This is a genomic window from Streptomyces sp. NPDC050658, from assembly GCF_044457025.1.
GTDB lineage: Bacteria > Actinomycetota > Actinomycetes > Streptomycetales > Streptomycetaceae > Streptomyces.
Genome location: NZ_JBITGM010000001.1, coordinates 533,126 through 555,828, shown reverse-complemented (window position 1 = coordinate 555,828; position 22,703 = coordinate 533,126). Strand labels below are relative to the sequence as shown.

Annotated in this window: 21 protein-coding genes and 1 riboswitch; of the genes, 15 read left to right on the top strand and 6 right to left on the bottom strand. The window is 71.7% G+C overall.

Translation table 11 applies throughout. From position 1 onward, the window contains the following. The first annotated feature begins 85 nt into the window (after window positions 1-85). On the top strand, window positions 86-1,426 hold the full coding sequence (locus tag ACIBKX_RS02605) for a DUF2252 domain-containing protein (protein WP_363270805.1): 1,341 nt from the start codon (window positions 86-88) through the stop codon (window positions 1,424-1,426). A 68-nt stretch (window positions 1,427-1,494) separates the two neighbouring features. Next, window positions 1,495-2,463, top strand: coding sequence for an asparaginase (locus tag ACIBKX_RS02600; protein ID WP_363270806.1), 969 nt, complete (start codon window positions 1,495-1,497; stop codon window positions 2,461-2,463). A gap of 23 nt (window positions 2,464-2,486) precedes the next feature. Here the strand turns inward: ACIBKX_RS02600 and ACIBKX_RS02595 are convergent, their stop codons facing one another. Then, window positions 2,487-3,620: a haloacid dehalogenase-like hydrolase gene (locus ACIBKX_RS02595; RefSeq protein WP_363270807.1), complete on the bottom strand. Its 1,134-nt coding sequence runs from the start codon at window positions 3,618-3,620 to the stop codon at window positions 2,487-2,489. Between the two features lie 75 nt (window positions 3,621-3,695). Between ACIBKX_RS02595 and ACIBKX_RS02590 the strand changes: the two genes are divergently transcribed. The 5 genes from ACIBKX_RS02590 (at window position 3,696) to ACIBKX_RS02570 (ending at window position 8,310) form a co-directional block, all read left to right on the top strand. Then, window positions 3,696-4,682, top strand: coding sequence for a helix-turn-helix domain-containing protein (locus tag ACIBKX_RS02590; protein WP_399375612.1), 987 nt, complete (start codon window positions 3,696-3,698; stop codon window positions 4,680-4,682). 5 nt (window positions 4,683-4,687) lie between these two features. After that, a complete protein-coding gene (locus tag ACIBKX_RS02585; RefSeq protein WP_363270809.1) occupies window positions 4,688-5,170 on the top strand; it encodes a VOC family protein in 483 nt (160 codons plus the stop codon). Window positions 5,171-5,177: 7 nt separating this feature from the next. Next, window positions 5,178-5,364: riboswitch (cobalamin riboswitch) on the top strand. A 92-nt stretch (window positions 5,365-5,456) separates the two neighbouring features. Beyond that, window positions 5,457-6,497, top strand: a complete 1,041-nt coding sequence (locus ACIBKX_RS02580; protein WP_363270810.1) for an ABC transporter substrate-binding protein — start codon at window positions 5,457-5,459, stop codon at window positions 6,495-6,497. Then, entirely contained in the window at window positions 6,494-7,522 is a 1,029-nt protein-coding gene (locus ACIBKX_RS02575; RefSeq protein WP_363270811.1) for an iron chelate uptake ABC transporter family permease subunit, read from the top strand. Before ACIBKX_RS02580 ends, ACIBKX_RS02575 begins: the two co-directional genes overlap by 4 nt. Beyond that, window positions 7,519-8,310, top strand: a complete 792-nt coding sequence (locus ACIBKX_RS02570) for an ABC transporter ATP-binding protein (RefSeq protein ID WP_363270812.1) — start codon at window positions 7,519-7,521, stop codon at window positions 8,308-8,310. Before ACIBKX_RS02575 ends, ACIBKX_RS02570 begins: the two co-directional genes overlap by 4 nt. A 74-nt stretch (window positions 8,311-8,384) precedes the next feature. Here the strand turns inward: ACIBKX_RS02570 and ACIBKX_RS02565 are convergent, their stop codons facing one another. Both ACIBKX_RS02565 and ACIBKX_RS02560 read right to left on the bottom strand, forming a co-directional pair. Beyond that, the gene (locus tag ACIBKX_RS02565) at window positions 8,385-11,186 is read right to left on the bottom strand and encodes a substrate-binding domain-containing protein (RefSeq protein ID WP_363270813.1); all 2,802 of its coding nucleotides are present in this window, start codon (window positions 11,184-11,186) and stop codon (window positions 8,385-8,387) included. 118 nt (window positions 11,187-11,304) lie between these two features. Next, window positions 11,305-12,090 (bottom strand): MBL fold metallo-hydrolase, encoded by a 786-nt coding sequence (locus ACIBKX_RS02560; protein ID WP_363270814.1) that lies wholly within the window; start codon window positions 12,088-12,090, stop codon window positions 11,305-11,307. 83 nt (window positions 12,091-12,173) lie between these two features. Between ACIBKX_RS02560 and ACIBKX_RS02555 the strand changes: the two genes are divergently transcribed. Beyond that, window positions 12,174-12,794, top strand: coding sequence for an ABATE domain-containing protein (locus tag ACIBKX_RS02555; RefSeq protein WP_363270815.1), 621 nt, complete (start codon window positions 12,174-12,176; stop codon window positions 12,792-12,794). On the opposite strand, the gene ACIBKX_RS02550 is transcribed toward ACIBKX_RS02555, so the two are convergent. Next, on the bottom strand, window positions 12,685-14,094 hold the full coding sequence (locus tag ACIBKX_RS02550; protein WP_399375663.1) for an MFS transporter: 1,410 nt from the start codon (window positions 14,092-14,094) through the stop codon (window positions 12,685-12,687). The genes ACIBKX_RS02555 and ACIBKX_RS02550 overlap by 110 nt on opposite strands. Window positions 14,095-14,441: 347 nt before the next feature. On the opposite strand from ACIBKX_RS02550, the gene ACIBKX_RS02545 reads away from it, so the two are divergent. The 4 genes from ACIBKX_RS02545 to ACIBKX_RS02530 all read left to right on the top strand — a co-directional run bounded on the left by ACIBKX_RS02545 (window position 14,442) and on the right by ACIBKX_RS02530 (window position 17,556). Further along, window positions 14,442-15,224, top strand: coding sequence for a helix-turn-helix transcriptional regulator (locus ACIBKX_RS02545; RefSeq protein ID WP_363270817.1), 783 nt, complete (start codon window positions 14,442-14,444; stop codon window positions 15,222-15,224). A 209-nt stretch (window positions 15,225-15,433) separates the two neighbouring features. Beyond that, on the top strand, window positions 15,434-16,240 hold the full coding sequence (locus ACIBKX_RS02540) for a hypothetical protein (protein WP_363270818.1): 807 nt from the start codon (window positions 15,434-15,436) through the stop codon (window positions 16,238-16,240). An 84-nt stretch (window positions 16,241-16,324) separates the two neighbouring features. After that, entirely contained in the window at window positions 16,325-16,912 is a 588-nt protein-coding gene (locus ACIBKX_RS02535; RefSeq protein ID WP_363270819.1) for a hypothetical protein, read from the top strand. Beyond that, window positions 16,909-17,556 carry a class F sortase gene (locus tag ACIBKX_RS02530; protein ID WP_363270820.1) on the top strand — a complete coding sequence of 216 codons (648 nt, stop codon included), beginning with the start codon at window positions 16,909-16,911 and terminating at the stop codon, window positions 17,554-17,556. The genes ACIBKX_RS02535 and ACIBKX_RS02530 overlap by 4 nt, the downstream gene beginning before the upstream one ends. A 1-nt stretch (window position 17,557) precedes the next feature. Here ACIBKX_RS02530 and eno read toward each other — a convergent pair whose 3' ends face one another. Next, window positions 17,558-18,859, bottom strand: a complete 1,302-nt coding sequence (gene eno / locus ACIBKX_RS02525; protein ID WP_363270821.1) for a phosphopyruvate hydratase — start codon at window positions 18,857-18,859, stop codon at window positions 17,558-17,560. Between the two features lie 205 nt (window positions 18,860-19,064). Between eno and ACIBKX_RS02520 the strand changes: the two genes are divergently transcribed. After that, entirely contained in the window at window positions 19,065-19,487 is a 423-nt protein-coding gene (locus ACIBKX_RS02520; RefSeq protein ID WP_363270822.1) for a MarR family transcriptional regulator, read from the top strand. Between the two features lie 91 nt (window positions 19,488-19,578). Next, on the top strand, window positions 19,579-20,346 hold the full coding sequence (locus tag ACIBKX_RS02515; RefSeq protein WP_363270823.1) for a methyltransferase domain-containing protein: 768 nt from the start codon (window positions 19,579-19,581) through the stop codon (window positions 20,344-20,346). Between the two features lie 98 nt (window positions 20,347-20,444). Here the strand turns inward: ACIBKX_RS02515 and glnA are convergent, their stop codons facing one another. Then, window positions 20,445-21,854, bottom strand: a complete 1,410-nt coding sequence (gene glnA / locus ACIBKX_RS02510; RefSeq protein WP_362997793.1) for a type I glutamate--ammonia ligase — start codon at window positions 21,852-21,854, stop codon at window positions 20,445-20,447. 216 nt (window positions 21,855-22,070) lie between these two features. On the opposite strand from glnA, the gene ACIBKX_RS02505 reads away from it, so the two are divergent. Next, a complete protein-coding gene (locus ACIBKX_RS02505) occupies window positions 22,071-22,538 on the top strand; it encodes an RDD family protein (RefSeq protein ID WP_363270824.1) in 468 nt (155 codons plus the stop codon). The last annotated feature ends 165 nt before the right edge of the window (window positions 22,539-22,703 follow it).

The following is a 22,703-nucleotide window of genomic DNA, read 5'->3' as shown; positions in this document are numbered from 1 at the left end:
TCTGAGAGGAGGCTGTTCCTGGAGCCACCGAGTGGGCCACCGAGGGAGCCATTCAGGGAGCCGTTCAGGGAGAGGGGAGAGGGCCATGACGACCCCGGCCGAGCGTGCGCGGCGAGGCAAGGCGGCCCGCAAACGCGCCTCCCGCTCCTCGCACGCCGCCTGGATACCCTCGGCCGACCGCCCCGACCCGGTCGCCGTCCTGGAACGCCAGGGCGCGGACCGCGTCCAGGAACTCCTGCCCATCCGGTACGGCAGGATGGCCGCTTCCCCGTTCGCCTTCCTGCGCGGCGCGGCCGCCGTGATGACGGGCGATCTCGCCGTCCAGCGGAACACCGGCCTCACCGTCCAGCTCTGCGGCGACGCACACCTGTTGAACTTCGGCCTGTTCGCCTCGCCGGAGCGCAGCCTGCTCTTCGACCTCAACGACTTCGACGAGACGTATCCCGGCCCCTTCGAGTGGGACGTCAAACGCCTCGCCGCGAGCGTCGCCGTCGCGGCGCGCGACAACGGCCACCCGGAGCATGCCGCGAGCGCGGCGGCACTCGCGGCGGTGACGGCGTACCGGACCGCGATGCGGCGCTTCGCCGGGCTCGGTGAACTCGCCGTCTGGTACGAGCGGATAGACGCCCATGACCTGCTGCCGCTCATCGACTCCACCCGTGGCCGCAAGCGCGCGGAGGGCGCGCTGGACCGGGCCCGGCGGCGCACCAGCCTGCGGGCGCTGGGGAAGCTGACCGAGGAGGTGGACGGGCAGCGCCGCATCGTCCAGGATCCGCCGCTGCTCGAACCGGTGGGCGTGCCCGACATGGCGGCGCTGCGGAAGATCTTCGGCGACTACCGGTCCACGCTCTCCGAGGAGCGGCGCCTCCTCCTGGACCGGTACCACTTCGTCGACGCCTCGCGGAAGGTGGTCGGGGTGGGCAGCGTCGGCACCCGCTGCTTCATCGTGCTGCTCGCCGGGCGGGACGCGGGCGATCCGCTGTTCCTCCAGATCAAGGAGGCGATGCGGTCGGTCCTGGAGGAGCATCTGCCGCCGGGCCCGTACCGGCACCCCGGTCACCGGGTGGTGTCGGGACAGCGGCTGCTCCAAGCGGCGGGCGACATCTTCCTGGGCTGGATGACGGGCCCGCAGGGGCGGGCCTTCTACTGGCGCCAGCTGCGGGACATGAAGGGCTCGGCGGACGTGACGGCCATGAAGCCCTCGGAACTCACCTCCTACGCGGCCCTGTGCGGCACGGCCCTCGCCCGAGCACACGCCCGCTCCGGCGACCGGATCGCGATAGCGGCATACCTCGGCGGTTCCGACACGTTCGACCGCGCGATAACGGACTTCGCCCTCCGATACGCCCTCCAGAACGCGGAGGACCACGCGGCACTGGGGGAGGCGATTGCTTCGGGGGTGGTGGGGGCGGTGACGGGGGTGTAGGCGGGGCGGCCGGCTCTTCCGGGTGGGCGGGTTTCGGGAAGGGGCGGGGTTGGGGGAAGAATCCCCGCATGGCCAACACCGTCACCCTCTTCACCCTCGGCGGCACCATCTCCGCGCAAGGCGGCGGGAGTTCACCCAGGCTCACCGGGCGGCAGCTGCTCGCGGGAATCGCGGACGTGGACGTCGAGGTCCACGACTTCCGGCGGCTGTCCAGCTCCTCCCTCACCATCGAGGACATCGCCGCCCTCGGCGCACACGTGGACGAGGCGACGGCCAAGGGCCACGGCGTGGTCGTCGTCCAGGGCACCGACACCCTGGAGGAGACCGCCTTCCTGCTCGACCTCATCTGTACGCCCCGCCCCACCACCCCCATCACCGTCACGGGAGCCATGCGCCGCCCCGACCTCCCCGGCGCCGACGGCCCCGCCAACCTCGCCGCGGCCATCGCCGTGGCCGCGACGCCGGACTGCGCGGGCCTCGGTGTGCTCGCCGTCATCGCCGACGAGATCCACGCCGCACGCCACGTACGCAAGACGCACACCACGTCGCCGTCGGCCTTCGCCTCCCCGGGCGCCGGCCCGCTCGGCAGGGTCGTCGAGGGAACACCCCGCATCCACCTCGCCCCGACACGCCCCACCGTCGGCCGCCCCCTCCGCCTGCGCGACCCGGAGGTCAGGGTCGCGCTGCTCACGCTCTCCATGGGCGACCGGGGCGAACTCCTCGAAGCGGTGGACGCCTGCTTCGGCGGCCTCGTCGTCGCCGCGTTCGGCGCGGGCCACGTACCCGACTGGCTGGTCGAACCGCTCGCCGGGCTGGCCGCACGGATCCCGGTGGTCCTCGCCTCCCGCACCGGCGCGGGCCCCCTTCTCAGCCACACCTACAAGGGCCCCGGCTCCGAGCACGACATGCTGGAGCGGGGCCTGATCCCGGCGGGCCCGCTGGACGCCCCCAAGGCCCGGCTCCTGCTGCACGCCCTGCTCGCGGACGGCGCCGACCACCGCCAAGTGGCCGACGCCTTCGCCGAGTCGACCCGCTGAACGGGTCCGCGCAAGAGCCGCCCTCAGCCGATCTGATCCGGGGTGACCGTCAGCCACCGCTTGTCGGCGGTCACCTTCTGGCCCAGCTCCCGCTGCCGCTCCGCGTTCTTCCGCTTCATCTCGTCCAGCTGCTTCATGTACGCGTCCTTGCGGTTGACCCAGACCCGCGCCCCGCCGTGCGCCACGTCGGCGGAGTGGAACAGCATGGGCCCGTCGCTCGCCGGGGTGTCGCCCGCCACCAGGACGGGCTTGCGCCACTCGTCGATGTACGTGCTGATCGCCGCCGGCTTGCCCTGGAACCAGGTCAGCGGCGCCCACAGGTTCGGCGTCAGCTCACGCCCCGCCAGCTTCTTCGGGTCGAAGCGGCCCTCCGCGATCTCCTTGCGGGAGCTGGTGACGTCCCCGGTCCTGCGGTCCTTGAGCTGCAGGCCCACACCGATGACGTTCTCGGGCTTCACGTCGTACCCGTACTTGGGGTCCGCGAGGACCATTCGCACCAGGTCCTCGCTGGCCGCGCTGACCACGTACACCTCGATGCCGTGCGCGCGCAGCGTCTTGTAGAGCTCCTGCATGCCGGTGAAGAACTCGGGCGCCTCGACCTCGGTCTTCGTCAGCTTCCCGTCCTCGTAGTACTCGGCCGGGATCGGCTTGTCGTACGCGAGGAGGTCGTCGACGTACCCCTTGAGCTCCTTGAGCGTGAAACCGGAGAAGATCTGCGCGGCCCACGGATAGCAGACCTGGTCGTCGACCTCGCAGAGCCGGTTGTAGTAGCTGTACAGGCTCTCCTTGTGCTGCGCCGTGTCCTTGAAGGGGATGACCTTCAGCGACGGGTCCATCGACTTGCGGGTCAGCACCCCCTTCATCTCCAGGAACGGCAGCAGCGACTCCTCCAGGTCGTTGCGGTACGTCGTGTTGTCCGCGTCGAACACGGCGTACGCACCCTTGTGCTCGTTCTCGGCGATGACCTTGCCGAGCTTCGCCGCCACCGGCTTGGGCCAGTGCTTCAGCTCGCCGGCGGTCCGCGCGGAGGTCTCCGCCGCGGTGGCCTCCGCGCCCGGCCAGAGCGCCGTCCCCGCGAGTACGGCCGCGGTGAGCGCGCCCGCCGTGCCGAGCAGCGCGAGCTTGCCCTTGGTCGTCACTGCCGTCCTTGCTGCCATGTCTTGCCCCCTGAGAGCGGTCCGCGCCCCGTCCGGAGCGGCGGGTCATCGTACGGGGCCGGACCGTGGATTCCCATGATCGACATCACCGCGCGCGGCGGGCATGGAGCGGCCCCGCGCGGGGTAGCCGCACCGAACGTCCAGGACCCGCGCGCGGGCCGCGTCCATCGCATACTGGGACCCATGGAGACCGCCTCCGGGCAGAACGCGTCCCGCGAGTTCGTGCGGGCCGTCCCACGGCTCGACGGCATGGTCGTGTCCGCGGTCGGCTACCGCACCGCGGCCGAGCGGCCGGGCCTGCACCGAGGCGTACCGTCCCCGTATCTGACGCTGATCTTCTCCCTGGACGGCCCGGTCGTCGGCGGCGCCACCCCCGAGCAGGCGGGCGGCGCCGACGCCTGCCGCACGGACATCGTCCTCGGCGGACTGCACCAGAGCCCGGCGTACGTCGTCAGGCCCGAGCACGAGGCGGGCATCCAGCTCGCCGTCCATCCGCTCGCCGCCCGCGCCCTGTTCGGCGTCCCGGCGGCCGAACTCGGCGGCGACCTGATCACGTCCGGCGCGGAGGTGATGGGGCGGAGTGCCACCGAGGTCCGGGAGCGGCTGTGCGGGCAGGGCGGCTGGGAGGAGCGGTTCGCGGCGCTGTCCGGCTATCTGCGCCGGTGCGCGGCCTCCGACGACGGGGGATCCGTACGTCCCGAGGTCGCCGAGGCCTGGGCCTGGCTGGCCAGACACCGGGGCGCGGGCACGATCGGCGGTCTCTCCCGGCACGTCGCGCTCAGCGAGCGCCGACTGACCGCGCTGTTCCGCGCCGAGACGGGCGTGACCCCGAAGCAGGCGGCCCGCCTGATGCGCTTCCAGCGGGCCCGCACCGCGATCGTCCGCTCCGTCGCCGCGGGTGCCGCGCCCGATCTGGCGGGGGTCGCCGCCGACTGCGGCTACTACGACCACTCCCACCTCGTACGGGACTTCCGGCAGTACACCGGCACGAGCCCCACCGGCTGGGTGGCCGAAGAGTGCCGGAATATCCAAGCCGGGAGCCACGGCGGGGGCGAAGAGTAGGAGCCATGGACACCACTGAGAACGCCACTGAGAACACCACCGAGAACACCACTGAAGACCGGCAGCCCCGGTCCGCCTCCGCCGAGCGCTCTCCGGACGTCTGGCCGACGCTCCAGGCCCATGACGCACCCGCCCTGATCGACTTCCTCGTCGGCACCGTCGGCTTCCTGCGCACCGCCGTATACGAAGACGGCGACAAGGTGGCCCACGCCGAGCTCGACTGGCCCGAGGGCGGCGCGATCATGCTCGGTTCGTACGACGAGACGTCCCAGGACTGGTGCCTGAAGCCGGGCACCTTCGGGGCGTACGTCGTCACGGACCACGTCGACGACCTGTACCGGCGGCTCACCGACGCCGGAGTGAAGATCATCCGGGAGATCGAGGACCAGCCGTACGGCAGCCGGGAGTTCGCGATCGCCGATCCCGAGGGCAACAAGTGGTCCTTCGGGACCTACCGGGGTGCCCCGAGGCCCCAGAAGGCGCCCTGACCTCGCGTGGTAACTTGCGCAAGCCAGTCAACCCACACCAGGGCCAGGGAATCCGGTGCGAATCCGGAACTGACGCGCAGCGGTGAGGGGGAACGGGCGGGGCAACGGCCACTGGGCGTCCGCGGACGCCTGGGAAGGCGCCCCGTCCGGCCGATCCCCGAGTCCGAAGACCTGCTGGCACCTCCGTCCGCGCACCGGGCGGCGGAGGTGACGAAGCAGGCCAGGCTCCGCGTATGAGCCGTGAGACTCAAGGGATCGTGTGTCCTCCACAGCCCGTCAGGTACGTGTGTCCTCCACCGCCCGTCATGTGCGGATATCCGGCGTCCTGGCCGTTTGCCTCGCCCTCACCCTGACCGCCTGCGGCGGCGGCTCCTCCGCGACGTCGGACGGGAAGAAGGCCGCCGGCTATCCGCTGACGCTCACGTCCTGCGGCAAGAAGTCGGAGCTGAAGGCGCCGCCCCGGCGGGCCGTCTCCCTGGACCAGGGCTCCACGGAGATCCTGCTCTCCCTCGGCCTCGCGGACCGCATGGCCGGCACCGGCACCTGGACCGATCCGGTGCTCAAGGGTCTGGAGAAGGAGAACGCGAAGGTCGAGCGGCTCTCCGACCGTTATCCCTCCTTCGAGAAGGTCCTGGACAAGGAGCCGGACTTCGTGACCGCCTCCTTCCTCGCGACGGTCGGCAAGGGCGGCACCGCCGACCGCGCCAAGTTCGCCGAACTGGGCGTCCCCTCCTACGTCTCGCCCACCGACTGCGCGGGCAAGGACAACACCGGCGACGGCGACGGCAGCCGCGTCAAGGCGCTCACCATGGACACCGTCTACGGCGAAGTGCGCGACCTGGCGCGGGCGTTCGGGGTGGAGAAGCGCGGCGAGCGTCTGGTCGCCGACCTGAAGGCGCGGCTCGCCAAGGCCAAGAAGGGCATCGACGCCTCCGACGCGACGCTCCTCTACTGGTTCTCCGACTCCAAGGCCCCCTACATCGCGGGCTGCTGCGGCGCCCCCGGCATCATCACCCGCGAACTCGGCGCGAAGAACGTCTTCGACGACACCCGCGAGGAGTGGCCCCAGATCAACTGGGAGACCGTGGCCGACCGCGACCCCGACGTCCTGGTCATCGGCGACCTCACGCGCAAGGCGCAGAGCGCCGAGTCCGCGAAGAAGAAGATCGAGTTCCTGGAGTCCAACCCAGTCACCAAGAACCTGACCGCCGTGAAGAAGAAGCGGTACGTCCTGCTCAGCGGCCAGGCGATGAACCCCACGATCCGTACGGTGGACGGGGTGGAGCAAGTCGCGGACGCGCTGCGCGAGTTCGGGCTCGCGAAGTGAGGGCCGCCGCCGCGGGCGGCGGGGTGCTCGCCTGGGGAGCGGGTGTGGCGGCGCTCGTGCTCTCCGTGGCGGTCACCGTCACCATCGGCCCCGCCGACATCTCCGTACCGGACGTGTTCTCGGCCGTCATGGCGCACCTCGGCGGCGGAGAGACGGGTCTGACGCCGATCCGGGACGGCATCGTCTGGAACCTGCGGATGCCGCGCACGCTGCTCGCGGCGGTGTGCGGCGCGGGGCTCGCGGTGTGCGGGGCGGTCCTGCAGTCGCTGCTGCGCAATCCGCTGGCCGACCCGTTCGTGCTCGGCGTCTCCTCCGGGGCGTCCACGGGGGCGGTCGCGGTGGTCGTCCTGGGCGTCGGCGGGGGAGTCGTGTCGGTCTCCGCGGGGGCCTTCGCCGGGGCGCTGTGCTCGTTCGCCCTGGTGCTGCTGCTCAGCCACGCGCTGGGCGGGAGCGCCGACCGGGTCGTGCTCTCCGGGGTGGCGGCGATGCAGCTGTTCTCCGCGCTCACCTCGTTCGTGGTCCTCACGGCGTCCGACGCGGAGACGACGCGCGGGGTGCTGTTCTGGCTGCTCGGCTCGCTCAGCGGGGTGGGCTGGACCGACGTATGGATCGGCTCGGCGGTCCTCCTGGTGACGCTCGCCGTGTGCCTGACGCAGGCCCGCACCCTGGACGCGTTCGCGTTCGGCCAGGACGCGGCGGCCACCCTCGGCGTCCACGTGGCCCGCACCCGTCTCATCCTCCTCACCGCCACGGCCCTGCTCACGGCGGTCCTGGTCAGCAGCGCGGGCGCGATCGGCTTCGTGGGCCTGGCCCTGCCGCACGCGGCCCGCGCGGTGGTCGGACCGGGGCACGCCCGGCTGCTCCCGGTCACGGCGCTCGCGGGGGCGGTGCTCCTGGTCTGGGTGGACACACTGGCCCGTACGGTCCTGGACCCGCAGGAGGTGCCGGTGGGTGTCGTCACGTCCCTCATCGGGGTCCCGGCGTTCGTCCTCGTCCTCTACCGCACGCGGAAGGCGATGACATGAGGTCAGACGGCGAGGGCCTGCGGGCGGACCGGGTCAGTCTGCGGGCGGGCGGCCGGCTGATCGTCGACGGGGTGAGCATCGCTCCGCGGCCCGGCGCGACGGTGGGCCTGCTCGGCCCCAACGGCTCGGGCAAGTCCACCCTCCTGCGCCTGCTGTCCGGCGTCCTGTCCCCGGCGTCGGGCGTGGTCACCCTGGACGGCAGCCCGCTGCCGGAACTCGGCCGCAGGACCGTGGCGCGCAGACTGGCCGTGGTCGACCAACACGCCGACACACAGGTCGAACTGACGGTACGTGATGTCGTACGTCTGGGCCGTGTCCCGCACCGCAGGGCCTGGTCGGCGCCCGCCGCGCGGGACGACGAGGCGGTCTCCGATGCGCTGGCCCGCACCGGCCTCGCCGACCGCGCCGCCCAGTCCTGGCACACCCTCTCCGGCGGTGAACGCCAACGCGTCCAGATCGCCCGCGCCCTGGCCCAGGAACCCCGCGAACTCCTCCTGGACGAGCCCACCAACCACCTCGACATCCAGCACCAGCTGGACCTCCTCGCCCTGGTGACGGACCTGCCCGTGACCACGGTCGTCGCGCTGCACGACCTCAACCTGGCGGCGATGTTCTGCGACCACCTCCTCGTCCTGCACGAGGGCACCGCCCATGCGGCGGGCACCCCGGCGGAGGTGATCACCGAGGAGCTGATCGCGAAGGTGTACGGGGTACGGGCGGTGGTGACGCGGGAGCCGGACGGCGCGGGTCCGGACGCCCGGCCGTCGGTCCGCTTCCTGCGGGGCTGAGGTGGTCCGCTTTCCTGCGGGGCTGAGGGCATCGGGCATCGGGCATCGGGACCGGCCGTATCAGGAGCGAGGCGTCAGAAGTTGGAGATCACGCTCGTGATCACGTCATGGATCAGCTTCGGGTTCTTCGCGTCGTACGCCCGTCCGCCGGTCGCCGACGCGACCTCCTCCAGGACGGTCCTGCCACCGGCGTCCTTCTTGTCCGCCTTGTCTCCGTAGGCGATGGTGAACACCCGGATCTGCGGCTGCCCGCGATCACCGATCCGCTTCAGGAGGGCGGGCAGCGAGATGCTGTTGCCGTCCTCGTTGACGCCGTCCGTCAGCAGGACGACGGCGTTGATGGCCCCCGGGTCGTAGTCCTTCCGCAGCGTCCGCACCGCCGCGTCCAGGGTGTCGTACAGACCGGTCGCACCACCCGGTTCGAGCCCGGCGACGTTGTCGGCCAGCTTCTTCGAGCGGGTGCCGCCGGACAGCCGGCCGTCGAACGGGCCGACCGGCACCAGCTCCTTGTAGTCATGGCCGCCGCCCAGGACGTCGGAGTCCGAGAACTTCCAGAGGCCGACCCGGTCGCTCTTGTGGAACTCCCCGAACAGGGCGGGCTCGGCCCGTTTCAGGAGCTCCATCTTCGTGTCGCCGGTGCCGGGCACCTCGCTGTTCATCGACTCGGACGTGTCGATGACGGTGAGGACGTTGGCGCGCCTGCGCAGCGTCGGCCAGCTCTCCAGGATCCGGTCGAGCACGCCGCCTTCCGGCATGTGCATGGGGGTGATGGGGGCCTCGGGAAGGGCGCCGTTGGCCTCGGAGACCTTGTCGGTCCCCTTGAGCACCTTGCCCTCGTGGGTGCGGTAGCCGAACGGCTCGAAGTGCTTCTTGAACACCTCGGGCGTGCGCAGATAGCCGAGGAAGTCGGCGGAGACCGCCCGCTGCGCCGCGTTCATCCCGTTCAGCTCGATGTAGGGGTGCTCGGAGAACATGACGCCGTCCTTCGGATAGAAGGCGGCCAGCGGGGTGTGCGGCTTGCCGGTCTTCCCGCAGCCCTTGTCCGGGCTCGGGGCCCCGCACGGGTATCCGGCGTTGTACGCCACGACGGTGTTCTCCTCGAGCGTCACCGCCGAGATGTACGACATCGCCTTGTCCGGGCCCGCCTGGCTCGCCTCGCGGAGGTTGGCGAGGAACGTCAGCGTCGTGTCGCCGTAGTGCACCGCGGACTGCTCGATGCTCTTGACGAAGTCCTGGTTGGCGGGCTTGTCGACGTGTTCGAGGGCCAGTTCGCCGCTGGTGCCGGTCTTGGCGAAGAAGGCGGCGACCGTGGCGTTAAGACCGGACGTCGAGTACGCGGGATTCGTCTTCCCGAGCTTGAAGTCGCCCCACTCCGGCTGGTTGTGCTCCTTCCAGAACCCGTCGGCGTCCTTCGACCAGTCGGCGAGCTCCTTCCAGCTGATCGTCCGCTCGGGCCAGCCGAGCTCCTGGGCCATGGGCTTGGGCATGGCGATGGTCAGCGGGCTCTGCACGATCGGCTTCGCCTGGTCGAGGGCGGGGAACAGCCCTTTCGTCGACCCCTTCGCGCGGCTGCGGGCCAGCGGCAGCCAGGACGTCCCGGCGGGCGACCACACGTCGGGCTTCTCCCCGTCGGACTCGTCCCAGCCGTCGGCGAGGGCGCGCATCGCGGTGCCCGAGTTGACCCCCATGACCTGGACGCGGGTGCACTTGCCCTGGCCGGAGCGGCTCCCGTACTCGTCGGCCGCCGCGCGCAGCGACTCCGAGAGGTCGACGGAAGCGGCGATCCGCACGGTGGCGTCCGCGTCCGCGCACCTGGGGAGCGCGGCCTGCGACGCGGAGCCCTTGCCGTCGTCGCCGCCGCCCTGAAAGGAGGCGAAGATGCCGGCGCCGACGCCGAGGAGGGCCACCGCGGAGGCGGAGTACAGCAGTTGTCTGCGTCTGCGGCGCAGGAACGGCAACGGCACCGGCGCCGGCACGGGAACTGACGTCGGTGTCGGTGTCGGCTCCTGTGCCGGCGGGACGCTGCCGACTGGGGCGCTGCCGACCGGGGCGCTCTGCGGCTTCTCGGGAATCGGCTCGCTCCGCGCCTGGCCGTCGGGCGATGCCGCGGGGGTGCGCTCGTGGCCGGTTTCGCCGGGCGGCGCGGGCTTGAGCACGCTCAGTACGGCGAAAGCGGCCTCGGCGGCCTTCGTGGCCGCGCTCTTCTGGGAGCCCCCGGCGTCGGCGAGGTGCTTGTGGCCGTCGGCCTTGTCGCTGATGCCGCGGATGGTGAGCCAGAGCGCGCTCGCGAGGTGCGCGGCCTCGGCGACACCGGCGCTCTCCATCTCGATGGCCACGGCGTCGTTGTAGTGCGTGTCGAGCTGCGCGGCCAGCGCGGACTCCGCGCTGTTGAGCACGACTTCACCGGCCGCGACCGGCTTGAAGTGCGCGGTGCCGTTCCACTCGGAAGGACGCAGGGCGAACCTCGCGGCCTGCAGCAGCCGGTGCGAGGCCTCCCAGCTGTGCGGGCGCGCCTTGAAGCCCTCCGCGGACTCCTTGCCCCCGTGGTACGCGTGCACGCGGGTCGCCACGACGACGTCATCGAGCTCGATGTCGTCCTTCAGGCCACCGGCGACCCCGACGAAGAACATCGCGTAGGGCTGCAGCCAGGACTGCAGCCGGCCGGTCAGCGCGGCGGCGGCCTGGTTGCCGTCGCCCAGTTCGGCCAGCGCGACCTGCCACGTGGCGTGCTGGCCCTGGTGCCGGCCCACTTCCACGCCCGTGCCGTCGGGGTGCCACTTCGTCTCGAGGTCGGCGAGACGTTCTCGTACGGCGTGGTACTCGAGCGGGAGCGCCGTGAGGATGACCACCGTGTGAACCGGAAGAGCTGCTGCCACCTGACCAACCGAATCTCGATGCCGATCTGCCCAAGAGACTCACCGTAGAGCATCTGTCACGGTAACTCCGCCTGTTGAAAGGGGACATGGGTGATCGGCGACGGATTCGGCCGGGGCTTCAGCGGGAGTCGAGGCGGTCGGCGAGTCCCGCGGCGGCGAAGGCGGCCGCCACGGCGTCGCGGCCCTCGGTGAAATGGGACCAGCTGTCGCAGTGCACGGGGACGACATGGCGCGCCCCGAGGATCTTGGTGGCCTCGGCGGCCTGGGCGCTGTCGAGGACGATCGGGGCGCCGTCGAAGAGGAACGGGAAGCGGGGCGCTCCGGCGAACAGGACGGCGGTGTCGACCGACCCGAAGCGGTCCGCTATCTCCGTGACCACGTCGAGCGAGGCGTTGTCGCCGCTGACGTACACCGTGGGCAGTCCCTGCCCGGTCAGCACGAAACCGACGACCTCGCCGGTCAGCGGCTCGACCTGCTCGCGCGGTCCGGGTCCGTGCACGGCGGGTACGCCGGTCACCGTCACCCGGCCGCCGCCGGGCCGGTCGAGCTCGACGGACTCCCAGTCGGCGAGGCCCTTCGCGCTGCCCCCGAGCCGGCGGCCGCCGCCGGGTGTGGTGAAGGTGAGCGGCACGTCGGCGAGGAGCGCGCGCCCGGAGTCGTCGAGGTTGTCGGGGTGTTCGTCGTGCGAGAGCAGGACCACGTCCACGCGGCCGAGTTCGGCGGGGGTGGCGGCGGCGGGCGCGGTCTTGGTCAGGCCGGGGCCGCCCGACACCGGGAAGTACTCGCCGGGCTCGTCGAAGGTGGGGTCGGTGAGGAAGGTGAGCCCGCCGTAGTCGAAGAAGGCGGTGGGCCCGCCGATGACGCGGACGTGGAGCTGGTCGGGGGGCGTGCCGGCAGCAGTCATGAAGGAACAGCACCTCACGGATGGTTGTCGATGTATCCGTGAGAGACCGTAGTCCTGTCTCACGGATAAGTGCAAGGCGTACCATGAGACGCGTGACCGAGACAGTGACTGCTGAGCCAGCCTTGCCGCCCGCGCCGGGGGCGGAGCGGTACGCCGCCCTGGATCTCGCCAACAGCGCGGTCGCCCTGCCCGGCGGCCAGTTCACCGATCTGCTCGGCACCCCGGCCGCCGCCAACCACTGGCTCCACGAACGCGACCTCGCCCCGGTCGACGCGGGCCTCGCGGAGATGTGTACGGCGCAGCTGCGCACCCTGCGCGAGCAGATCAGGGCGCTGCTGGCCGCACGGGTCGACGGCTGCCCGCCCCCGGCGAGCGCGATCGCCGCCGTCAACGAAGCCCTGACCAGGGCGCCCGCCGCCTCCTTGCTGCACTGGGACCCGGCCCGCGGCCTGCACCGCGCCGCCGCGCACCCCACGACACAGATCGTCGAGCACGCCCTGGCGACCCTCGGCGCGGACGTCGCCGACCTGCTCACGGGCCCTGACGCCGAGCGCCTCACCGCCTGTGGCTCCCCGCCCTGCAACCGCTACCTGCTCAGGCACGGCCGCCGCCACTGGTGCTCGACCCGCTGCGGCGACCGCGCCCGAGCGGCCCGCGCCTACGCCCGGCGGACTCGTCCGGCGGACCCGGCCGACGGAGCATGACGGCGACGAGCACCGCCCCCGCGGCGAGCAGCGCGGCGCCCACGGTGAGCCCGAGCGAGAACCCCTCGGTGGCCGCGGCCGGGGAACCGCCGGCCTCCGCGCCCCGCCGCGCGGCCAGGGCGACGAGCACTGCCAGCCCCACGGCTCCGCCGACCTGTTGGACCGCGCTGAGGACGGCAGAGCCGAGCCCCGCGTCGTCCTCGGTGGTGCCCGTGACCGCGGCGATCGCGAGCGCGGGATGGCTGAGCCCGCAGCCGAGGCTCGTGACGACGAGACCGGGCAGCACCCCAGAGACGTAACCGTCGTCCGGCACCACACCCGACAGGAGCAGCAGACCCGCGGCACTGACCGCGAACCCGGCGACAAGCGTCGTCCGCAGCCCGAGCCCGATCACCGCGCGGGACGAGAGCCACATCCCGGTGAGGATGCCGCCCCCGAAGGGGAGATAGGCCAGCCCGGCCGCGAGCGGGCCGTAGCCGAGCACGGTCTGCAGGTGCAGCATCAGCAGGAACGCCATCGCGAAGAAGGCGGCGGAGAACAGCAGGGACGCGCCGTTCGCGACCGCGCGGACCCGGAAGGACAGGAACGCCGGCGGCACGAGCGGCTCGGCGGTGCGCCGCTCGACCACGACGAACGCGGCAGCGAGGACGACCGCCAGCAACAGCGGTCGTACGGTGGCAGGTTGACCCCAGCCCGACTCCCCGCTCCGCAGCAGCCCGTAGACCAGGGCGAGCAGGGCACCGGTCCCGAGCAGCGCGCCCGGCACATCGAGCCGCGTCCGGCGGGGCGCCCGGCTCTCGCCGACCAGACGCGGCATCAGTACGAGGGTCACCAGCGCCACCGGCAGATTGATGAGGAAGATCCAGCGCCAGGACGCCAACCCGGTCAGCGCCCCCGAGATCACCAGGCCCGCGGAGCCGCCGAGGCCCGCGATGCCGCCCCACAGACCGAGCGCCTTCGCCCGCTCCTCCGGGCCGGGGTACAGCAGCGTGATCAGCGCGAGCGCGGCGGGACTGGCCAGGGCGGCGCCGGCCCCCTGCACGAACCGCCCGGCCACCAGCTGCCACGGCTCCTGGGCGACCGCGCAGCCCAGGCTCGCGAGACCGAACAGCGCCACACCGCAGAGGAAGACCCGGCGCCGCCCCAGCAGATCTGCCGCGCGGCCGGAGAGCAGCAGCAGTCCGCCGAAGGCGAGGAAGTACGCGTTGGAGACCCAGGCGAGGCCGGCGACCCCGAACCCGAGGTCGTCCCGGACGCTGGGGAGCGCGACGCTGACCACGGTGTCGTCCAGGACGAGCATGAACTGCACGAAGCAGAGGACGACGAGGGCGGCCCGTCGGCGGCCGGTGACGGCGGTTTCCGAGGGGGCGGTTCCTGCGGCAGTGGGTGTGGGTCCTGGGGCGGCGGGTCCTGGGTCGGCGGGGCCTGAGGAGGCGGGTCCCGAGGAGGCGGATCCCGAGGAGGCGGATCCCGAGGGCGTGGTGATCGGCATACGTCGACGCTATGGACCGGCCGCGCTGGCCGCGATGCGCTACAGGGCCACGTCGTATCGCCTTGAGGACACTCGTCGCCTTGAGCACACATGTCGCCTTGAGCACACACGCAGCCTTGACGACACACGCTGATCGCGGGCCTACGCTGAGGCGCATGCCCGAAGAGGTGCTGCGCGCCCACCCCACCGCAGCCCCGACCGGCGTCGGGGCGATCGTCGTGGGGAGCTTCCCGCTGTCGTCGGGCCAGTGGTTCGAACCGCACAGCCATCCCCAGCATCAACTGGCCTGGACCCGCAGCGGAGTTCTGGGCGTCGCCGTCGGCGAGGCCTACTGGGTGCTGCCGCCCACGCGGGCACTGTGGCTGCCCGCGGGCGTCGTCCACCGCACGGGCGCGACGCGCGACGCCGTGCTCTGCAGCCTCTACCTCGAACCGGACCGATGCCGCCTCGACTGGACCGAGCCCACCCCGGTCGGCGTCGACGGCCTCCTCGCCCATCTCATCCTCCACCTCGCCCGCGAGGACCTCACCGACGACGTACGGCTGCGGGCCGAGGTGGTCGCCCTGGACCTGCTGCACCCGCTGCCGACCACCCCCATCGACGTACCGGAACCGGCCGACGAACGCGTCAGGGCGGTGACCGACGCGCTCCTTGCCGACCCGGCGGACCCGCGCGGACTCGAGGCCCACGCCCGCGCCGTCGGGGTCAGCAGGCGCACCCTCACCCGGCTGTTCGTGGCCGACACGGGCATGGCCTTCGACCGCTGGCGCACCCACGCCCGGCTGCGCGCCGCCCTGCCGCTGCTCGCCGAGGGGCAGCCCGTGTCGAGGGTCGCGCACACCGTGGGGTACGCGACGCCGAGCGCGTTCCTCGCGGCGTTCCGGCGCACGGTCGGCACATCGCCGAGCCGCTATCTCGGGGGCGGGACGCTGAGCTGACGCGGGGCGCGGCGCAGCGGCGCAGGCCGTCAACCTGACGCTCCGGCTCGGGGCCGTACGGCTCCGTCCCGGCACCCCTTTCGAGGCGGCGGCACGCGTCGCCACGGCGGTGGCCCGGCCTCGCCGATCAAGATCATAATTATGTCTGCCGCACTGTCTGCCGCACTGTCTGCCGCCCCCGCCGCTCCTCGTTCCCCGGGAGCCGGCTCATGATCACCGTACTGATCGTCGCCGTCCTCGCCCTCGTCGGCAGCGTCGCCGCCAACCACTATCTGCGCCCGCGCATCGTCGACGAGGACGACGACAAGGGCATGAGCGTGCGCGACCTCGTCGGCCCGCTACAGACCCTGACCATCCTGCTGCTCGCCTTCACCCTGGTCTCCGCGTCCGCCTCGTACGGAAAAGCCGAGAACGCGGCCCGTGGCGAGGCGCACGCCCTCGACCATCTCGCGGAGATCGCCGAGTTCGCGCCGCGGCAGCAGACGGAGCGGCTGCAGGCCGACGCCATCTGCTACGCCCGCGCCGTCCGTACCCAGGAGTGGCCCGAGATGTCGGACGGCAAGGGATCGACCGCGCCCAACGTATGGACGAAGGACTTCCGGCGTACCTTCGCCGAGCTCAAGGGGCAGCCCTCGTTCGGGATGCTGGTGGCCTCCGACAACAAGCGCTCGGAGGAGCGCGAGGAGCGCCTCGTGCAGTCCAGCGCCTCCATCGCCAACCCCATCTTCTACTTCCTCCTGGTTGCGCTGGCCCTCACGATCATCGCCCTGGGACTCTCGCTGCCCCGCCGCAACAACCGCGGTCAACTGGCCGCGCTCATCGTCATCACGGCCCTCCTGACGACGACCCTGATCATCATCCGCGACGTGGACCGCCCCTTCGGCGGCATCATCGACGTCTCTCCGACGGCCCTCTCGGACGTCGAGCGCCAGATCACGAAGGACCTGACCGCGCATGGCGCCGTGTCGGACATCCCGTGCGACGAGGACGGCGACAGGACGAAGAAGTCGGCCTGAGCCGTCCCCGCCGGCCAATCGACGAACCCGCAAACCGATGAACCCGCAAACCGACGAACCTGCAAACCGACGAACTGGAGACCCATGAAGAAGTTCCTCACGGGCATGGGGGTCGCCCTCCCCCTGGCGGCGACCCTCGTCGCCGTACCCGGCGCGCAGGCCGCGCCCGGTGACGACGGAGACATCAAGGTCCACAAGGTCACCACGGGGATCGACGACGAGCGCAACGACCCGCAGGTGTGCCGCTTCTACCTGGACGCGTTCAACTTCGACGGGGTCCGCCGGGTGCTGTGGCGGATCTACGAGATCGCGCCCACCGGCGACGACCGGGTGATGCGCGGCACGCTGCGCATCCGCGACGGGCGGGGCTACACCTATCCGATGACGCTGCCTCAGGGGCACTACAAGGTGACGTGGACGTATCCGCGCGAGAACGGCGCGGGCAAGTCCAAGGTCTTCCAGGTGACGTGCGACAACCCGTGGACGCCGCCGAGACCGAACCCGCCGGTGCCTCCGAACCCGCCGAACCCGCCGAACCCGCCGACCCCTCCGGGCCCTCCGGGCCCGAATCCGCCCACACCGGACGGTGGCGGCGGCACCGACGGCGGCACCGACGGCGGCTATCCCGCGGGCGGCGTGGACGCCGGCGGGGGCGGCCTGGCCGCCGGGTGACCGAGCCCCGCACCGGCACGCGCGCCCCCGTCCGCCGGGCGGGGCGCGCCCTGGCCGTACTCCTGACGGCGCTGGTCCTGGCGCTGACGGTACCGACGGGCACGGCCCGCCACGAGCACGCGACGACCGCGGCACCTCCCGCGCAGGCGGCTGCCGCCCTGCCCCGCTCGGAGCCGCGCCGCATCGTCATCCCGCGGATCGGCGTCGACGCCCCGCTGACGCCGGTCGGCCTCGACCGGGCCCGCCGCCTGATGCCGCCGCCACTGGACCGCCCCGCGCTGGCCGGCTGGTACACCGGGGCGCCGACGCCCGGAAGCGCGGGCACGGCGGTGACCGTGGGCCACCTCGACAGCGCGACGGGCCCCGCGGTCTTCCACCGGCTGCACCGACTGCGCCCCGGCGACCGGCTCGACGTACGCCGCGGGGACGGCCGCACGGCCGTGTTCCGGGTCGACGCGGTACGTACGTACGCCAAGAGCGCCTTCCCGACGGTCGAGGTCTACGCCCCCCGGCACGGCAACCGCCCCGAACTGCGCACGATCACCTGCGCGGGCCCCTACGACCCGGCCACCGGCTACGCATCGAATGTCGTGGTCTTCTCCCACCTCGCCGGGGTACGGCCGACCGCCGCCTCGGGGCAGTAGCTCAGGAGCGCCGGAGGACCGATCCGCCCGCGTACACCGCGGAGTCCCCCAACTCCTCCTCGATCCTGATGAGTTGGTTGTACTTCGCGGTGCGGTCGGAGCGGGAGAGCGAGCCCGTCTTGATCTGGCCGCAGCCCGTCGCCACCGCCAGGTCCGCGATCGTGGTGTCCTCCGTCTCGCCCGAGCGGTGCGACATGACGACCGTCCAGCCCGCCCGGTGCGCGGTGGTGACGGTGGCGAGGGCCTCGCTGAGGGTGCCGATCTGGTTGACCTTGACCAGCACGGAGTTGCCGACGCCGGTGCGGATGCCCTCGCGCAGCAGGCCCTCGTTGGTGCAGAACACGTCGTCGCCGGTGAGCTGACAGCGCTCGCCGACCCGCGCGGTCAGCTCGCGCCAGCCGTCGAGGTCGTCCTCGGCCATCGGGTCCTCGACGGAGACGACCGGGTACGCGTCGATCAGCTTGGCGAGGTGCTCCGCGTGCTCGACGGGCGTACGGCGCACGCCCTCGCCCTCATATACGTACACACCGTCCCGGAAGAACTCGGACGAGGCCGGGTCCATCACGAGCCCGATGTCGGCGCCGGGGCGGTACCCGGCGCGTTCGACGGCCGCCATGACGAAGTCGAGCGCCTCCTCGGCGGTACGCAGCGCGGGCGCGAAGCCACCCTCGTCACCGACGCCCGTGGAGTGCCCGGCGGACAGCAGGTCACGGCGGAGCGTGTGGAAGACCTCGGATCCCATGCGGACCGCTTCCGCGAAGGTCTCCGCGCCCACCGGCGCGATCATGAACTCCTGGAAGTCCAGCGGATTGTCGGCGTGGGCACCGCCGTTGACGATGTTCATCATCGGCAGCGGGAGGAGCCGGGCGCCGGCGCCGCCGAGGTAGCGGTAGAGCGGCTGGCGGTGGGCCGCCGCGGCGGCCTTGGCGGTGGCGAGGGAGACGCCGAGGAGCGCGTTGGCGCCGAGCCGCGCCTTGTCGGGGGTGCCGTCGAGGGCCACGAGGGCGGCGTCGAGGCCCGCCTGGTCGTCGGCGTCACGCCCCACGACCGCCGCCGCGATCTCGCCGTTGACGTGGGCGACGGCACGGTCCACGCCCTTGCCGTGCCAGCGGCCGGGGTCGCCGTCGCGCAGCTCCACGGCTTCCCGCGCGCCGGTGGAGGCGCCGGAGGGGACGGCCGCCCGGCCGAGGGAACCGTCGGCGAGGCGGACATCGGCCTCGACGGTGGGGTTGCCGCGACTGTCGATAACCCGGCGGGCGGTGACGGACTGGATGACGGTGGAGCCAACTGCGTTGCTGAACATGGGAGTTCCTTCGCATCGCTGCACGCCGCGGCTTGCTGCGACGACGCTGGCGCGTGCCGCGGCAGAGAAAACTCTACAGCAAGGCTGTTCAGTTCAGCTGTTCAGTTCTGCTGTACATCCTCTCTGCACGCTGCTCATCAAGGGTTAATGCGCGCTGCTCATCGAGGGTTTGATGCACGCTGCTCATCACGGGTTAAGGTGCCTCATGCCCACCCCGGAACCCGCCGCTGTCGCCGCTGAACTGCGTACCGCGATGGGCAGGCTCACGCGGCGCGTGAAGCACGAGGACCTGATCCCGCTCGGCCAGGTGGCCGTGCTCGGCACCCTCGACCGCAACGGGGCGATGACGACCAGCGATCTCGCCGCGGACCAGCGCGTACGCCCTCAGTCGATGGCCCGCGCCGTCGGACTGCTCATGGAGCAGGGCCTGGTCTCCCGCCGCGCCCACCCCACGGACGGCCGCAAGTCGCTGGTCGAACTCTCCGACGCGGGACGGGCCGCCCTCGACGCGGAGCGCGGCCGCAGGGTCGGCTGGCTGGCCCAGGCCATCGAGACCGAACTCACCGCCGAGGAGCGCGAGACGCTGGCCCGCAGCGCCGCCTTGATGGAACGCCTCGCGGCCCGCTAGGCGGCGGTCGTCCCGGGGCGGAGACATCGCCCCCGCCCCCGGCTCCGGTTCCGGTTCCAGCTCCGGCCCAGGCCCGTAAGGCGAGGTCCCCATGGTCATGCGCACCTACGACAGCAGTGCCGACGGAGTCGACCACCGTGCTCCCGCCGCCGTCCACCACCGCCCCGACGAGCGCATCGCCCGCGTGATCGCCAGGGCCCTCGGCGGGGCCCGCACCGTCCTGAACGCCGGGGCCGGCACCGGCGCCTACGAGACCGCGGCGCACACGGTGACGGCGGTGGAACCCTCCCTGGCCCTGCGCGCCCAACGCCCCGCGCAACTCACCGACGCCATCGACGAGCCCCCCGACGAACTCCCCTTCGACAACGGCCACTTCGACGCCTCGATGGCGCTCTTCAACGTCCACGAGTGGCCCGACGTCGAGGCGGGCCTGCGCGAGATGCGCCGCGTCACCCGCGGCCCCGTCGTAGTCCTGACCCGCGACCCGGCCCGCGTCCGCGACTTCTGGCTCTACGAATACGCCCCCGAGGTCCTGGACACCGAGGCCCGCCGCCACCCACCCCTGGACCGGCTCACCGCGGCACTCGCCGGCACCACCACGATCGAGCCGGTCCCCATCCCGCTGGACCGCGCGGACGGCTTCAACGAGGCGTACTACGGCCGCCCCGAAGCCCTGCTCGACCCGGCGGCCCGCCAGCCCTGCCCGACCTGGAGCTTCATCGACGACCGCGCCCGCCGGGACTTCGACATCTCCCTGCGCCGCGCCCTGACGTCCGGAGCCTGGGACGAGGCCTTCGGCCACCTCCGCAACCGCCCCACCCACAACGGATCCCTCGTCCTGCTCCGCTCACTGCCCTGACCCCACCCCCAGAACAACGCCCGAAGGCCGCCACCTGACGGTGACGGCCTTCGCGGGTGAGGCTGACGCGGCGGACATCCGCGTCTTGGGTCCTCGATTTAGATGTCGAAGTAGAGCTCGAACTCGTGCGGGTGCGGCCGCAGCTGGATCGGGGCGATCTCGTTCGTGCGCTTGTAGTCGATCCACGTCTCGATCAGGTCGGACGTGAAGACGCCGCCCGCCTGCAGGTACTCGTTGTCCGCCTCGAGGGCGTCGAGGACCGCGGGGAGGGAGGTCGGGACCTGCGGGACGCCCGCGTGCTCCTCGGGCGCCAGCTCGTAGAGGTCCTTGTCGATCGGCTCCGCCGGCTCGATCTTGTTCTTCACGCCGTCCAGGCCGGCGAGGAGAAGGGCCGAGAAGGCGAGGTACGGGTTCGAGGACGGGTCCGGCGCGCGGAACTCGACGCGCTTGGCCTTCGGGTTCGAGCCCGTGATCGGGATACGCATGGCCGCGGAGCGGTTGCGCTGCGAGTAGACCAGGTTGACCGGGGCCTCGAAGCCGGGGACCAGGCGGTGGTACGAGTTCACCGTGGGGTTGGTGAAGGCGAGCAGCGACGGGGCGTGCTTGAGGATGCCGCCGATGTAGTAGCGCGCGGTGTCCGAGAGACCGGCGTAGCCCTGCTCGTCGTAGAACAGCGGGTCGCCGTTGGCCCACAGCGACTGGTGGACGTGCATGCCCGAGCCGTTGTCACCGAAGATCGGCTTCGGCATGAAGGTCGCGGTCTTCTCGTTGCGCCAGGCGACGTTCTTCACGATGTACTTGAAGAGCATCAGGTCGTCGGCCGCGGCGAGCAGCGTGTTGAACTTGTAGTTGATCTCCGCCTGGCCGGCCGTGCCGACCTCGTGGTGCTGGCGCTCGACCTGAAGGCCGTTCTTGTCCAGCTCCAGGGAGATCTCCGCGCGCAGGTCGGCGAAGTGGTCGACCGGCGGGGCCGGGAAGTAGCCGCCCTTGTAGCGGACCTTGTAGCCGCGGTTGTTCTCGACCGCACCGGTGTTCCAGGCGCCCGCCTCGGAGTCGATGTGGTAGAAGCTCTCGTTCGCCGACGTCTGGAAGCGGACGTTGTCGAAGACGTAGAACTCCGCCTCCGGGCCGAAGTACGCGGTGTCCGCGATGCCGGTCGAGGCCAGGTACGCCTCGGCCTTCTTCGCCACGTTGCGCGGGTCACGGCTGTACTGCTCGCCCGTGATCGGGTCGTGGATGAAGAAGTTGATGTTGACAGTCTTGTCGCGGCGGAAGGGGTCGACCCGGGCGGTCGACAGGTCCGCGCGCAGCGCCATGTCGGACTCGTGGATGGCCTGGAAGCCGCGGATCGACGAACCGTCGAAGGCCAGCTCCTCGTCCGGGTCGAACGCCGCCGCCGGGATCGTGAAGTGCTGCATCACACCGGGCAGGTCGCAGAAGCGGACGTCGATGAACTTGACGTCCTCGTCCGCGATGAACTTCTTTGCGTCGTCGGCGTTCTGGAACATCCAACTCCTCCTACTCCCGGCCCGGGGTGGGACGGGGTTGCAGCTCGTTGTGCGGCCAGTGCGGTGGCACACGCTGGGACCCGACCATAGGGACGGGGGATTTCTCAAGCATGACCCATTTGTTTCGCCGAAGTTAACCGGGCCGGGGCCGGGCGGGGTGCCATTCGCCCTACCCCGCCCGTCCTCGTACGAAATCGGGCGCAGTACCGTGGACGGGTGGACAACAGGCAAGCAATCGGATCGTGGCTCTCCGGCCCGCGCGCGGCCGCGGAGGACGCGGGCGTCGACTTCGGCTATCGGGGTGAGCAGCTCGGCCTGCCGGAGGAGGGGCCGGGCTCGATCGCGCGGCCCGGCCGGCGCATCGGCGCCCTCGCCGTCGACTGGGCCCTGTGCATGGTTATCGCATACGGCCTGTTCGCTCGCGGTGACCAGCAGGCGATGGGCAACTGGGCGCTGGGGATCTTCTTCGTGCTCAACGTACTGACCGTGGGCACGGTCGGCTGCACCCCGGGCAAGGCCCTGTTCAGGCTCCGCGTGGTCGCCGAGAACGGCGGCCGTCTCGGCTTCGGCAAGGTCCTCGCCCGCAGCGTGCTGCTCTGCGTCGCCATCCCGGCGCTGATCTGGGACCGCGACGGCCGGGGTCTGCACGACCGCCTCGCCCGTGCGGTCCAGGTGCGGATCTAGAGGACCTAGAGGACCTAGAGGACCTAGAGGAGCTAGAGGCGGATCTAGAGATCGGGATCGGGAAGAAACTCCCGCCGTACGTAGATCGGGCTCGGGAGAAACTCCCGCCGTACGTAGATGGGGCGCCCGGAACCAATCGGTTCCGGGCGCCCCATTGTCAGTGAA

Bases quoted from the DNA above. Each gene is read 5' to 3' on its own strand.
- glnA (WP_362997793.1), bottom strand. From the start codon at position 21,854: ATGTTCCAGAACGCCGACGACGCAAAGAAGTTCATCGCGGACGAGGAC.
- ACIBKX_RS02535 (WP_363270819.1), top strand. From the start codon at position 16,325: ATGAAGAAGTTCCTCACGGGCATGGGGGTCGCCCTCCCCCTGGCGGCG.
- ACIBKX_RS02515 (WP_363270823.1), top strand. From the start codon at position 19,579: ATGGTCATGCGCACCTACGACAGCAGTGCCGACGGAGTCGACCACCGT.
- ACIBKX_RS02555 (WP_363270815.1), top strand. From the start codon at position 12,174: ATGAGACGCGTGACCGAGACAGTGACTGCTGAGCCAGCCTTGCCGCCC.
- ACIBKX_RS02550 (WP_399375663.1), bottom strand. From the start codon at position 14,094: ATGCTCGTCCTGGACGACACCGTGGTCAGCGTCGCGCTCCCCAGCGTC.
- ACIBKX_RS02595 (WP_363270807.1), bottom strand. From the start codon at position 3,620: ATGGCAGCAAGGACGGCAGTGACGACCAAGGGCAAGCTCGCGCTGCTC.
- ACIBKX_RS02590 (WP_399375612.1), top strand. From the start codon at position 3,696: ATGATCGACATCACCGCGCGCGGCGGGCATGGAGCGGCCCCGCGCGGG.
- ACIBKX_RS02545 (WP_363270817.1), top strand. From the start codon at position 14,442: ATGCCCGAAGAGGTGCTGCGCGCCCACCCCACCGCAGCCCCGACCGGC.
- eno (WP_363270821.1), bottom strand. From the start codon at position 18,859: ATGTTCAGCAACGCAGTTGGCTCCACCGTCATCCAGTCCGTCACCGCC.
- ACIBKX_RS02585 (WP_363270809.1), top strand. From the start codon at position 4,688: ATGGACACCACTGAGAACGCCACTGAGAACACCACCGAGAACACCACT.
- ACIBKX_RS02560 (WP_363270814.1), bottom strand. From the start codon at position 12,090: ATGACTGCTGCCGGCACGCCCCCCGACCAGCTCCACGTCCGCGTCATC.
- ACIBKX_RS02540 (WP_363270818.1), top strand. From the start codon at position 15,434: ATGATCACCGTACTGATCGTCGCCGTCCTCGCCCTCGTCGGCAGCGTC.
- ACIBKX_RS02570 (WP_363270812.1), top strand. From the start codon at position 7,519: ATGAGGTCAGACGGCGAGGGCCTGCGGGCGGACCGGGTCAGTCTGCGG.
- ACIBKX_RS02605 (WP_363270805.1), top strand. From the start codon at position 86: ATGACGACCCCGGCCGAGCGTGCGCGGCGAGGCAAGGCGGCCCGCAAA.
- ACIBKX_RS02520 (WP_363270822.1), top strand. From the start codon at position 19,065: ATGCCCACCCCGGAACCCGCCGCTGTCGCCGCTGAACTGCGTACCGCG.
- ACIBKX_RS02600 (WP_363270806.1), top strand. From the start codon at position 1,495: ATGGCCAACACCGTCACCCTCTTCACCCTCGGCGGCACCATCTCCGCG.